At 44.6% G+C, this 13,610-nt stretch carries 11 protein-coding genes and 1 tRNA gene; 5 read left to right on the top strand and 7 right to left on the bottom strand.

The features are described from left to right. Positions 1 to 66: 66 nt before the first annotated feature. The 7 genes from KDK67_RS04065 to KDK67_RS04035 all read right to left on the bottom strand — a co-directional run bounded on the left by KDK67_RS04065 (position 67) and on the right by KDK67_RS04035 (position 5,682). Complete coding sequence (locus KDK67_RS04065) at positions 67 to 738, bottom strand: CAP domain-containing protein (RefSeq protein WP_250867552.1); 672 nt, start codon at positions 736 to 738, stop codon at positions 67 to 69. A 374-nt stretch (positions 739 to 1,112) separates the two neighbouring features. Continuing rightward, positions 1,113 to 1,308: transfer RNA gene (locus KDK67_RS04060), tRNA-Trp, on the bottom strand. A 113-nt stretch (positions 1,309 to 1,421) separates the two neighbouring features. Next, positions 1,422 to 2,468 (bottom strand): nicotinate mononucleotide-dependent phosphoribosyltransferase CobT, encoded by a 1,047-nt coding sequence (gene cobT / locus KDK67_RS04055; protein ID WP_250867551.1) that lies wholly within the window; start codon positions 2,466 to 2,468, stop codon positions 1,422 to 1,424. Between the two features lie 20 nt (positions 2,469 to 2,488). Beyond that, positions 2,489 to 3,925, bottom strand: a complete 1,437-nt coding sequence (gene proS / locus KDK67_RS04050) for a proline--tRNA ligase (protein WP_250867550.1) — start codon at positions 3,923 to 3,925, stop codon at positions 2,489 to 2,491. A gap of 57 nt (positions 3,926 to 3,982) precedes the next feature. Beyond that, entirely contained in the window at positions 3,983 to 4,648 is a 666-nt protein-coding gene (locus KDK67_RS04045) for a ZPR1 zinc finger domain-containing protein (protein ID WP_250867549.1), read from the bottom strand. Then, positions 4,645 to 5,025 carry a cell division protein SepF gene (locus KDK67_RS04040; protein WP_172368164.1) on the bottom strand — a complete coding sequence of 127 codons (381 nt, stop codon included), beginning with the start codon at positions 5,023 to 5,025 and terminating at the stop codon, positions 4,645 to 4,647. The genes KDK67_RS04045 and KDK67_RS04040 overlap by 4 nt, the downstream gene beginning before the upstream one ends. 174 nt (positions 5,026 to 5,199) lie before the next feature. Beyond that, positions 5,200 to 5,682, bottom strand: coding sequence for an RNA-binding protein (locus tag KDK67_RS04035; protein ID WP_250867548.1), 483 nt, complete (start codon positions 5,680 to 5,682; stop codon positions 5,200 to 5,202). A 546-nt stretch (positions 5,683 to 6,228) separates the two neighbouring features. Here KDK67_RS04035 and KDK67_RS04030 point away from each other — a divergent pair. The 5 genes from KDK67_RS04030 (at position 6,229) to KDK67_RS04010 (ending at position 13,546) form a co-directional block, all read left to right on the top strand. Next, a complete protein-coding gene (locus KDK67_RS04030; protein WP_250867547.1) occupies positions 6,229 to 7,350 on the top strand; it encodes a KamA family radical SAM protein in 1,122 nt (373 codons plus the stop codon). A 151-nt stretch (positions 7,351 to 7,501) separates the two neighbouring features. Continuing rightward, on the top strand, positions 7,502 to 10,678 hold the full coding sequence (gene ileS / locus KDK67_RS04025) for an isoleucine--tRNA ligase (protein ID WP_250867546.1): 3,177 nt from the start codon (positions 7,502 to 7,504) through the stop codon (positions 10,676 to 10,678). A gap of 15 nt (positions 10,679 to 10,693) precedes the next feature. Then, positions 10,694 to 11,317: a 6-hydroxymethylpterin diphosphokinase MptE-like protein gene (locus tag KDK67_RS04020; RefSeq protein WP_250867545.1), complete on the top strand. Its 624-nt coding sequence runs from the start codon at positions 10,694 to 10,696 to the stop codon at positions 11,315 to 11,317. A 309-nt stretch (positions 11,318 to 11,626) separates the two neighbouring features. Continuing rightward, positions 11,627 to 12,763, top strand: coding sequence for a DUF373 family protein (locus KDK67_RS04015; RefSeq protein WP_250867544.1), 1,137 nt, complete (start codon positions 11,627 to 11,629; stop codon positions 12,761 to 12,763). Positions 12,764 to 12,781: 18 nt separating this feature from the next. Further along, positions 12,782 to 13,546, top strand: coding sequence for an MTAP family purine nucleoside phosphorylase (locus KDK67_RS04010; protein ID WP_250867543.1), 765 nt, complete (start codon positions 12,782 to 12,784; stop codon positions 13,544 to 13,546). Positions 13,547 to 13,610: the final 64 nt, after the last annotated feature.

Genomic DNA, 13,610 nt, shown 5'->3' with positions numbered 1-13,610 from the left:
TTGAAAGGATGATGGCGTTAACTAATTAGAACAAAAACAAAAAAGATTGGTTGAGAGCTAAAACCCTCAACTAGTTCTTAAGTAGGGTTCACGCGTAAGATATAAATCGATCAGTTTACTAATTTCTGCAAAAGACGATAACCCATTAAGATAACCATCGATTCCCGCACTCACATCACCAAAATCAATCAAACAGTCCTTATTTTTATCGTACTGATTGTATGGAATTACATGGTCTGCAGCTGGTTCGCCCCATCCAAAGTTCTGCGTGTACGTTGCAGCATTACTGTATGTTCTGCCATCATATGTGAATTCACCAACCCATATGCCAATACCGATCTCATTATAACTGGGGTTCAATATATTTGCCCTGTGCCCGGGAGAATTCATAAGACCTTCATGAGCTATTGTAACACTTGGAGGTACCTTGAAAGCAATGTTCTCAGCACACCTATAGGATTCATAGCCAGAGCTCCCGATCCTTGTAGAGAAAGAGGTACCATCGTATGAATTGTGGCTGAAATAATCCTTGTCTATCATCTCTTGACTATGCTCACTTGCCACATTGTTAAGAAGAGAATTGAACCTAAAGGGATCAAGCCCATATTCTTCGCGCTCCTGATTAATAAGGTCAAGCATTTGCCGTTCTTCCTCAGCATATGGATTATCAGCACTTGCTGCAGGGACAAGCAAACAAACCATTAGCAAGGAAACCAATAGGATCTTTAATTTGTTCATTTTTCACTTACCGCCCAATATTAGAATTAGACTATTCGTTAATAATACCCTCATATTTATCAAATTGAGTTTATACAAAGTCGTTCATCCTTTGCATTGAACAACTATATACATCTAATGCACACAAGTCACATAAAATAAGTAAATTAAGGTAGTTCAAGATCATATTCCAAGAGATTAAGATGGAAATATCTTTGTAGCTGTGGGATGGAAGGATATCCACACCAAATTTTATCGAATAAAACCTGCAACACAAAAACGTTGTCTTGGAAGTGATAACGTGTGTAAAGCAATATTGATACTCTTGACAAAGTTAAACCTGGACAAAAGAAAAACTTGACATTATAATAGAGTAGTACAAGAAAAGAAAAACGTGGGGCTGGAGAGATTCGAACTCTCGATCGACGGGTCTCTCCGAACAACTGCCTTACGACAGTCAATTCTTAAGAACACACATCAGTGCTCCAACGGCTCTTCACCGACCCACTCCGTCGAGTAGATCTCAGTAGACCCGTTGTTCATCATTTATCCGCTGGAGCCCGTCGCCATTCCAGGCTAGGCCACAGCCCCGCAACCTTGCGATTACAATCCAAAGATACATCTTATCAGTGATATAGGTATCGGTTTAAAAAACAAAAATGGTTCAAGAATGTAACAACTGCACACACTTCAACCCAAAACGATCATTCTGCATTGATAAGGTCAGCAAGTTCAAGACAGATCTTTTCGATCTCCTCACGGATAGTATCGACAGAAACTCCGAGAAGGCCTGCAAGATAAAGTGCCCCTCCGGCACCCACCCCTTCCTTCACATAACCAAGCTCATACTGCCTCAATCCTTTGTGGGAAGAATTACCAAAACGAGGGTCAATGGCGAACATATCAGCACCAAGGGCCTCAATGATCTCATTGAAATTAGCAGTCTCATCATTAGCGACATAACTTGTGGTCACAATGGACACATTACTAAGATCAGTACCCAGATGCTTCATGAAAGCATACACTGCGGCCATCTGAGTTCCGCCTGCAAGGATGACACGCTTACCTTTAAGGCCTGAAACAAGACCCGCCACAGCTGGCATCATCGGATCACCAAGACAGGCTATTGCGCGCATAGGATCCCCCTTAAGACCACCAGAAATGATACCCGATGCATCCATTGCCTCTTTCACGACCCTTCTCTTAAGCCCCACAGGATTCTCGGAAGAGCTGCTACTCACATTACTATCATACCCGAGAGCATCGAGAACGCCCATGGCAGTGGTCGTACCAGCAGGAGTACTCTCCCCTATTACGAACATATCGTGATCATCGCGAACCTTCTCGCCAACAGAAAGTGCAGCCTTGATGATGCCTTCAACATCATGCACCGCAACATCGTTCCGGATATCTTCCCCATACCTTGCACCAAGGTCCTCAAAAGGAACCTTAGGAGGTATCTTCAGACCAGAGTTCACAAACAAATGGGGAACACCTGAAAGCTGTAATGATGCACGTGTAATAAGCCCGGGGGTGGGAGTATTATAGGGAGGCGTCATCGGGATCACAGGAGTACTGATGATACCACCAGTCTCCACAAGCTCCGCGTCGCCTGTCGGAGTATAATCCGTAAGCTTAGCAGTCTTTCCTGCCGCAGACAACTTCTCGATATATGCAGTTTCCGTATTTCCCAATACACAAATGAATAACGGCTTTTCCGGTCTTTTATCGTTAGCTATCAGAGATCCCATATCAAATCACCCCGTCAGTATCAATAAGTCCTTGCCACGTAAACCCTTGTACGAGTTTCTTTGCTACAGATAGGACACTTGTAAGTACCATCCTCATCCATATCAGTAGGAATTCCAAGTATGCCTGCACCGGCCTGTTCATCCAGATCGAGACCACACTTTTCCTCACCACACCACGGGACAAGAGCAATTCCATCCTGCACCCTTTCCTTAACATCATCCACAGTGGAACAATCGAAGATGCGCTCGTTCAACTCAGCGGTCGCCTTTTCCAAAAGAGCTACCTGAATAATCTCGAACCTTGAGAGAACCTCATCCTTGATAGAAGCCAGAGGCACCTGTTCCTTCTCGCCAGTATCACGTCTGGCGAGCATTGCAGCCTCGTTCTTCAGGTCCCTCGGACCTATCTCTATCCTCAAAGGAACGCCCTTCATCTCCCACTTATAATACTTGGAACCCGGACGTTTATCACTATCATCGATAGTGACCCGAACACCTGCAGCCTCAAGCTCAGCCTTCACATCATTACATGCATTGAGCACAGCTTCCGGCTCTTTGAAAATGATAGGTATGATAACAACCTGTGTCGGAGCGATCTCTGGAGGAAGCACCAGACCCTTATCATCACCATGGGTCGAAAGCAGAGTGGCAATGCACCTTTCAGAAACGCCGTAACATGTCTGATGAGCATAGACCTGTTCACCATCAATATCCTCATACTTGATATCGAAGGTCTTTGCGAAATTATCACCCAAGTGATGTGCAGTTCCTACCTGAAGCGTTTTCCCATCAGGCATCAACGAATCTACTGCAATAGTATAATCAGCCCCAGGGAACTTATCCCAGCTAGGACGCTTTGAAGGGAGCACAGGAATAGCAAGCCTTCTGTAGAACTCGATATAGAGCCTGATAGCTTCATCCACCTGAGAAGCAGCCTCATCCCAGGTTGCATGAACAGTATGCGCTTCCTTAAAAGAAGTTATCTCCCGGAGACGGATAAGCGGCCTAGTGTGCTTTGTCTCATACCTGAAGGTATTGACGATCTGATAAAGCTTCAATGGAAGGTCCGCATGTGAACGTACCCAGAGACGATACATAGGATAAATAGCGGTCTCACTGGTTGGACGAAGCGCAAGTTTCACATCAAGAGGAGTTGTACCGCCATTGAGAACCCAGTACACTTCTTCTTCAAACCCTTTGATATGTTCTGCCTCTTTCATGAACTCATTTTCAGGTATCAAAAGAGGGAACAGTGTTTCCTGGTGATCTTTATCAAGCAATCCACGGATAATATCATAAACATTCCTGCGAATGGAAAAACCGAAAGGATACCAAACATATGAACCTTTCACAGGATAACGTACATCCATGATCTCTGCGATCTGGAGCATATCATTATACCATTCACTGAAATTCTCTTTTGAAGGAAGCGTTGCCTCTTTTTCTTGTTCAGCCATAATGTCACCAATAAGATCGAAACGATTAAATTCGAATTTTTGAGCTAAATACAGGCATCATTTATAGTTATTTCCAATCGGCTGTATCTTATCAGAAGAATCGACTTCCATCTGGGAGGTATCAACATCAAAGACAACCATACCGCTATGAAGATCGCCCGCTTCTTCGGCTGAGAGCTTTCTGGATACAACTTTCTCAGAGATTATAGCACTGTTACCAAGAGGATCTTCTATAATGACGGTCAGAGGAAAATCGCCAGCAATAGCTTGTTCAAGCTGATCCTGTAGTTCCAGTCCACGTGCATACGCATCGGCATCATCTTTAACCCAGCCAGTAGCGGTCACGACAACCGACTGTACCCTTTGAAGAATGCCCTCAATATTGGTAACATATGAATCAGAAACAGAACCGGGCTCAACATCGATCCCGAGTTCAGGGATCCTTATGGTGCCTGAGGTCGAACGTATGACCCTTGCATTGAGATCCTCAAGTCCTTCTACCTTGAGCTCAAAACGCATAGGCTCTTTCTGAGCAAGTATCATTGTATCCGTGAACCTGAACCCACAGTTACAACAGGAAGTGGAAATGTACATAACTTCCCCGAAATAGGGAATTTCATCCCCCTGCCACTTAATGATAAGGTCTTCCTGGCAGAGAGGACAGGAAGTTCTGGTCTCAAATGATCTCGGGGACTCTGCCCCGGAACTATCTTCTGCGCTCAATACCTTCCACCAACTATCTTGGATCTGTCTATTCTGACACCTGTCGGAGTGACAAGTACCTGATCATCCTTAATACCTGCAATGTCCCCATGCACATCGATAACAACATCTTTCAGATCCTTAAGTGCCCTGTCAAGCATGAGTTTATCAGCCTTGATATTAGAGATATCGATCATAAGGATATTGCCATTATAGATCTCTTTCTTCAAGTCAGGAAGTTCATTAAGGTTCGTAAGTTCTGCCACCCTGATATAGGTCTCTGCAGGTTCATCTGCCATTTCCTGTTCAAATTTACCAAGGTCGAGCTCAGTATATTCATCAGCATCTGTCGCACCCTTTACTCCACTTCCAAATATTTTATCCATGAAATTTGCCATAGTCAGCACCTTTGTCCTAAGATTCGATTGAATGGATTTAGAATATATCTTTAATAATTCTTTTAATATTTAAGCCATTAGCTATTTTGATTTTCTGGCTTCGCATCAATGTTATAGGGTTTAATATGGATGTTCATCATATTTTAATGATAGCTTCCCATTCATCCTGAAATATCATGCCTCAAGGTTCCAAAGTTCATCCCCGACATAATGTATAGACTTAATAGCCTTACCTGACCTGTCCACCATCTCAGTCGCCGGCACAAGGGCACGTCCGATAGCAAGAGGCTTACCATGTGTTTCTTCAACGATAATAACAAGGTCGCCCTCATTCAGCCCATCATCAACTTTAACGATTCCCGGACACATTATATCAGCACCATTCACAACAAACTTCACAGCACCCGCATCAACAGTAACGACATTGCAATCAAGTCCCAATTCCAGCACACCCCTTACAGTAGGGAAAGATACCTCACCCATCTGGAAGAAAAGCACCTTGCCATCAACGATGATAATCTTAAAATCATCAGCCATAGCACTCTCAAGCTTGCATTCTGAAATACTATCAATAACATCCCCGAAAGTAGATCGAAGACTTTTAAACAATTTGTTCTTTGCAGATTTCCTTAGTTGAACCCTGGACTTTACTTTCAACTTATCACCTTTGATAATAAAACATGATTTTAACCATGCATTATAGCCCCGTATTGTTTTAAACATTTCGAACAGGAAATTGCAAAAAATAATGGAGCAGTATTCGAAAATAAACAGAAAGATAGCAATACCCCCTGCCAACCATCAGAATTGTTTTGGAGATACTGGCAAAAAGTAGAACCAGTGGCATAAAAAAAGGGAAATTATTATATAATCAATCGTAATAGGAGAGTTCAGAATTTAACAACTATATATTATCTGTAGTGTAATTTGTCTAAATCACAAATCGTTTCAAGGATAAATTGAAACCGCTGGCATAAGGCAGCTTTTCTAAAAAAAAAAACGGGAGGTATCGGCATAACTGGTGCTACAAAACGAGATTTCCGCGCATACACCCTTTCAAATTATAAAGAGATCCCACAGATACAGAATTTTACTCAGGAGCAGCAAGAGGATATCGAGATCGCTGCAAGGATATTTCCGTTCCGCGTTAATAATTACGTCATCGATGAGCTTATTAATTGGGACAATGTACCCAATGACCCAATGTTCAGACTTACTTTTCCTAACAAGGACATGCTATTGCCTCCTCACTATGAGGAGATGAAGCACCTTTTACACACCGGTGCATCGGAAGAAGAGGTCCAACAGGCAATACATAAGATACGTTTGACCCTGAACCCACATCCTGCAGGGCAGCTTGATAAGAACGTTCCCGAACTTAACGGCAAGGTCCTTGAGGGAATGCAACACAAGTATAACGAAACCGTCCTTTTCTTCCCCACACAGGGACAGACCTGCCATACATTCTGTACATTCTGCTTCAGGTGGGCACAATTCACCGGCATGAAAGACCTGAAGTTCGCCAGCCGGGAGATAGAGACGTTAGTATCATATCTACAGGAACATCCCGAGGTCAAAGATGTGCTTTTCACAGGAGGAGATCCTATGACAATGAGCGCAAATCTCCTGAAAAGATATATCGAACCCATCCTGGAAGCAGATATTCGCACGATCGAGAACATCAGGATAGGGACAAAATCATTAAGTTACTGGCCACAACGCTTTGTTTCGGACAAGGATAGCGAAGACATACTGTCCCTGTTCTCCAATGTTACCGACCACAACAAGCACATGGCCATCATGGGACATTTCAACCACCCGGTAGAGCTTACAACAGATACAGTCAAGGAAGCCATAAAGAACATACGTGCAACCGGAGCACAGATACGAACCCAATCCCCCCTGATAGCCCATATAAATGATGATCCTATCATCTGGGAACAGATGTGGAGAGAACAGGTACGGCTTGGATGTATCCCTTACTACATGTTCATGGTAAGGGACACAGGTGCAAACCACTATTTCGACACTCCTGTGGCAAAAGCATGGGAGATCTTCCAGGAAGCATACCAGAAAGTAAGCGGACTCGCAAGAACCGTACGCGGACCAAGCATGTCCACTGACCCCGGGAAGATAAATGTCCTTGGCACACAGGAAATAAACGGTGAAAAGGTCTTTGTGCTTGAATTCCTGCAAGGCCGTGATTGCGGATGGGTACGTAAACCGTTCTTTGCAAAATATTCCCCGACAGCCTCATGGCTTACCGACCTTGAGCCTGCATTTGGGGAAGAGAAGTTCTTTTTTGAAGAGCCAGGAACGATATAAGCATTTAAGGGGACATCTTTACCCCTGTTTCCATGCATATTACATTTTTTATAACATACGCCTATTTAACAATAATATTTAAATCTGTTACCGCATTAGGATGATACCTATACATAGCCAAGGAACTGGACATATCCAGGAGGGCACCATCATGATCAAAGAAGTTACTGACCAGTACAATGCCAAAGAGATCGAAACAAAGGTTCATGGATTTTGGGAGGCGAACAACGCCTACAGATCAGTACGTGAACACAGGAAAGGCGCTAAGAAATTTTATTTCGTGGACGGACCACCATACACCACAGGTCACATCCACCTTGGTACTGCCTGGAACAAGATAATCAAGGACAGTATCCTGCGTTACATGTCAATGAACGACCATGACATCCTTGACAGGGCAGGCTGGGACATGCACGGATTACCCATCGAGGTAAAGGTAGAAGGTGCCCTTGGTTTTGAATCAAAGAAGGACATCGAGACATATGGCGTCGGCAATTTCATTGAGAAATGTAAGGAGTTCGCACTTCGCCAGAAGGACGATATGACCGAACAGTTCCAAACCCTTGGTGTCTGGCTTGACTGGGAAGACCCTTACATGACGCTCAAGGATGAGTACATCGAAGCTGCATGGTGGACACTTAAACAAGCACAGGAAAAGAACCTGCTTGACACTGGAAAGAGAGTTGTCAACTGGTGCCCAAGATGCGAAACCGCAATTGCTGACGCGGAGGTCGAGTATGAGGACCGCGAAGACCCTTCAACTTATATCAAGTTCAAACTAAAGGACGAAGAGAACACTTTTGTCGTCATCTGGACAACGACCCCCTGGACCATCCCCTCCAACATTGCTGTGGCAGTCCATCCGGAATTCGAGTATTCAAAAGTGAAGGCTGTCAAAGACGATGACTCAACTGAGACATTGATAATAGCATCAGAGCTTGTTGAGAACGTGCTCAGAATAGGCAGATATGCAAATTATGAGGTACTCAGTACGATGTCAGGCAAGGACCTAGAGGGCACAGTTTACGAGCATCCACTTGCAGACCTTGTGCCTTTACAGGCAGAGATAGAACACAGGATATGCAATGCAGATTACGTTACAGCAGATAGCACAGGTTGTGTCCACATTGCGCCTGGACACGGTGTTGACGATTTTGAAGTTGGCGTAAAGAACGAACTCCCGATCTTCTGTCCCGTAGGCCCTAATGGTAGCTACACCAGTGAAGCAGGAAAATATTGCGGAATGAACATCCGTGACGCAAATCGCGTTGTTATGGATGACCTGCTGGAGAGAGGACTTCTCATGGCCGAGAGAATGATTAGCCACAGGTATGGTCATTGCTGGAGATGTAAAACAGCTATCATCTACCTTGCAACCGAACAGTGGTTCCTGAAGATAGGCGAGCTAAAGGAAGATATGCTCGAAGAGATCAAGAAGGTCAACTGGACACCCGAATGGGCAGGTTCTGCAAGGTTCAAGGACTGGATAGAGGGTGCACGCGACTGGTGTATCTCAAGACAGCGTTATTGGGGTATCCCGATCCCTGTCTGGAAATGTTCAAGTTGTAACAGCCTTACAGTTATCGGAACCCGGGAAGAACTTATCGAACGCTCCGGAGCAGACCCGGATATCGAGCTGCACAGACCTTATGTTGACAAAGTGACAATACCATGTGAGTGTGGCGGAACCATGAAACGTGTCGAAGATGTCTTCGATGTATGGTTCGATTCTGCAGTGGCATCCTGGGCAACATTGAGGTTCCCACATTCAAAGGAAAAATTCGATGAATGGTGGCCTGCTGACTTTATCACAGAAGGACATGACCAGACACGTGGATGGTTCTATTCACAGCTTGGAGCCAGTATGGTGGCATTCGGAAAAGCACCATACAAGAATGTGCTAATGCACGGTTTCACTCTTGACGGCAGCGGAAAGAAGATGTCAAAGAGCATAGGCAATGTCATACAGCCTGCCGAGGTCATCGATAAGTTCGGTGCCGACACCCTCAGATCATATGTACTATCAGCCAGTGCACCCTGGGAAGACCTGAAGTTCAACTGGGACGAGCTGGCAACAGTGCACAGGACGAACAACATCTTGTGGAATGTATACAGATTCCCGCTCCCATACATGGCACTTGATGATTTCGACCCTCAGAAGGTTTCATACGAATCCGTTGAAGCTTATTTGAGAAGCGAGGACAAATGGATCCTTTCACGCATGCAGACAGTGATCGCTGAGGTCAATACGGCAATGGATGCGAGATTGCTGCACAAGGCAATGCGTTCCATCAATGAATTCGTGCTCGAGGACCTTTCGAGATGGTATATCCAGCTCATCAGACCAAGGACATGGGTCGAAGCAGACAACCCCGACAAACTGGCAGTCTACAGGGTGCTCTACGATGTGTTCGTGACCACTGCAAAGTTGATCGCACCATTCATGCCACACCTTGCGGAAGAAATGTACCAGAACCTTGTCAGGAACGTTGACGAGAATGCACCTGTGACCATCCATCTCTGCGATTGGCCAGTTGTCAATGAAGCACTTGTTGACGCCAGCCTTGAAGCACAGATGAAGGTCGCACGCTCTATCGTCGAGGCTTCTTCCAACGCTCGCCAGAAAGTAGGACGTAAACTCAGATGGCCGGTATCACGCATAGTTGTCAGCCCGACCGATGAGAACACGATCGCAGCTGTCGAAGGACTGCGCTATGTTCTTATGGACCAGACAAATGCCAAGGATATCGAGACTACCAAGGTAGGAGAAAGCTGGAACGAGCTTGGAGTGAAATCCGCACCTAACCCCGGAGCTATCGGACCGGTCTTCAAAGGAGATGCAGGTAAGATCAGTGCCGCTATCGGCGCAATGGATGCTTATGACCTGAAGAAAGGACTTGTCGGCGGAGAGATGGAGATATCTCTTGCAGACGGTACAAATGTGACCATCACCGAGAAAATGGTCAACTTCAGCGAAACAGTTCCGGAAAATGTGGGAAGTGCTGAATTCAATGGCGGAGTAGTGTTCGTTGATGCAAAGCTTACCCATGAGATAGAGTCAGAAGGATATTCAAGAGAGGTCATTCGCAGAATACAGGACATGCGTAAGGAGCTTGACCTTGATGTCGATGACAGTATCAGAGGTCACATACAGATCAGCGATGAAAGAGTACTCGACCTTGTTCTCGACTTTGAGAACTACATCGCGAAAGAGGTACGTGCAAACGTGCTTGTGATCGGCCTGGATGTCGAGACCACAGGAGAGCTCGCGAAGGAATGGAATGTTGAAGGCATCCCGATGACCATTGCGATCTCAAAGGAAGAATAAAACAAAGGTGTGAAAATGGATTTTAAAAAGTGGGAGCCAGTCTATGAAGCGATCCTCGAGGACTTCGGGTTCTTGAGGGAAGAAGATGAGAATGCTGCAACCATCCTTTCCCATCTTCTGATAGGACCTAACACCGCAAGTACCAATGTACTTGAAGAGCTCATTTCCGGAAAGGATGTGCTTGTCTGTGGGAATGCACCCACACTGGCACAGGAGCTCGACCAGGTCAAGATCGAAGACCACGTTGTCATCGCAGCCGATGGTGCCACTGCAACCCTTGTTGACAGAGGCATTATCCCGGCCGTTATAGTGACAGACCTTGACGGTGATGTGGAAAAAGAGATACAGGCAAATCAGGAAGGGGCAATTGCAGTCATACACGCCCACGGCGATAATATTGAACAGATATTGAAGTATGCCCCAAGGTTCAACAACATCATCGGCACCACACAGGCAGCACCCTTTGGCAACATATACAACTTCGGTGGCTTCACCGATGGTGACAGATGCGTTTTCCTCGCAGGCGAGTTCAATGCGGCCAGCATAACCCTTGCAGGTTTCGATTTTGACGATGAGAACGTAACTGAGATGAAGCATAAGAAGCTTGGCTGGGCGAAGAAGTTGCTCGGCGTCCTCTGAACTTTTAATTCTTCCTCCCATTCCCTCTTTTTTTCTTTCTTTGTTCTTTTTTTGTTCTTTTTTTGTTCATCAATTAGTATTTTGAGAGAATATACGAAAAGTTGGTTCGGACCTACGCCATGGGAGGAAAAACTATTTCAGACAGAGTCGAGATGAAATTATTTCCATACACCACCCATAAATATTGATCTCAATTACAATAATACAGTATATTTTATATTGTTTCAATTGTAATATTCAATCGAAAATATAGTCCTTCATTACATTATAAATAAAATAACGAATATTGTTAAATTCTAAAGAGGTTTTATGCGAACTTTAGTGATCTGTATCGACAGGGATAATGACCTGGGAGAAAAGGCAAATGTCTCCAGCCCCATCAAAGGGCGTGAAGATAATATCAAGGCTGCAGTGGAACTTGCTACTGTCGATCCTGAAGACTCCGATTCAAATACGATATTCGGAGGTATCAATGTCCTCAATGAGCTACATTCAAAGGGTATTGATGCGGAAATTGTGACCTTTGCAGGGGACAAGAACGTAGGGGTAATATCAGATCAGAAGATAGTTGTCCAGCTTGATGCGTTCCTGGAAGAGAATGATATCACTAACGCGATCTTTATTTCCGATGGTGCAGAGGATGAAACTCTTATACCTATCGTCCAATCACGCGTCAAGATAGACTCCGTAAAACGAATAGTAGTCCAGCAGAGTGCAAATCTTGAAAGTACATACTACATCCTCAAGAACGCATTCAATGACCCGAAGATATCACAAACGTTCTTCGTACCAATTGGACTTACAGCATTGATATATGCAATATTCCTTCTGGCAAACTATCCCGAAGGTGCCATAATCGGTATTTCAGCAGCCATAGGCGCTTACATGCTTTACCGCGGATTCAATCTTGACCAGCCTTTCGCTCTTTTAAGAGAAAGGATGAAGGGGTCCTACTACGAAGGGCAAATGACATTTGTGACAAATACAATTGCCATAATCCTTGCAGTAATAGCCACAATGATAGGAGCAGTCACGTTGTGGAAGTACTTTACCGCAGGTGGTGGCTGGTATTATGGACTTATCACGTTATTTACCGTATTCATCAATGTTACGGTCTGGTGGTATGTGATAGCCATACTTTTTGCCAACATAGGAAAAATGGTCGACCTGAAAATAAATGATCATTTTTCAATAAAGGATGTATCACCATCACTATTCATTACGGCAATGGGATTGCTTTTCTGGGGTGCGAGTACCTACATACTATCAGTCAGTGCATTACCCGGTGCATCGGATGTACCCGACCTTAGCCTCCAATATTTCATATATTCAGTAGTGGGAGCGATAATAATTGCCCTTGCAGGTATTAAGACCTCCCTAAAAGAATCCTTTTCGGACACACAACGTAAGGTCAAAAAAGGTAAAAAGGATAAAAATAAGAACTAAAACGACAAACTACCAACCATGAGCATAGATGTAGCAATACTTGGTGGCGTCGGGTCCTCTTCTTTTACAGATGGAGATACAAAGATCATAGCCACACCCTATGGAGATATAGGAGTGTACATCACCCATAACAATGGGAAGAGTATCGCAATGATACCCAGACATTCCGGTGCAGCCGAACATGTACCTCCACACATGATCAATTACCGCGCCATCATATGGGCCATCCGCGAACTTGGTGTGAAAAGGATAATAGCAACTAATTCAGTAGGCACCATGAAAGGCCATCCAATAGGAAGCTTTGTAATAACTGATGATTTTATCGACCTTACCAAAAGCCGCATATCCACATTCTATGACAAGGAAACCGTTCATGTGGACATGACGGAGCCATATTGCCACATCATAAGCAAATGCCTGATGGATTCCCTTGATAAAAAAGGTCTCAGCTACACCAGAGGCACCTATGTATGCACCGAAGGACCACGTTTCGAGACCCGTGCAGAAATAGCGATGATGAGCACTTTCGGCGACATCGTGGGGATGACAGGATTACCGGAAGTTGTGTTGGCAAGGGAATTGGAACTTTGTTATGCGTCTATTTGTACCATCACTAACCAAGCTTGTGGAATAAACGATAACAAGATAACTGCAGATGAAGTTGTGGAAGAACTTTGCACAAAACAGGATATTCTGCTGGAAATACTGTTCGATGCCATTGACAACCTTCCCATGGAAAGGGATTGTGGCTGCAAAGATGCGACCCACGGTGCACGCCTTTAAGGCAAGTACAGAGGTAATCTCAGGGGAATTATGCAAAAAATATAACCTACGATAGCTGAACATA

This window comes from Methanococcoides seepicolus (assembly GCF_023684405.1).
Lineage (GTDB): Archaea > Halobacteriota > Methanosarcinia > Methanosarcinales > Methanosarcinaceae > Methanococcoides > Methanococcoides seepicolus.
Note: the sequence above shows the minus strand (reverse complement) of the source record. Positions and strands in the feature narration are given on the sequence as shown.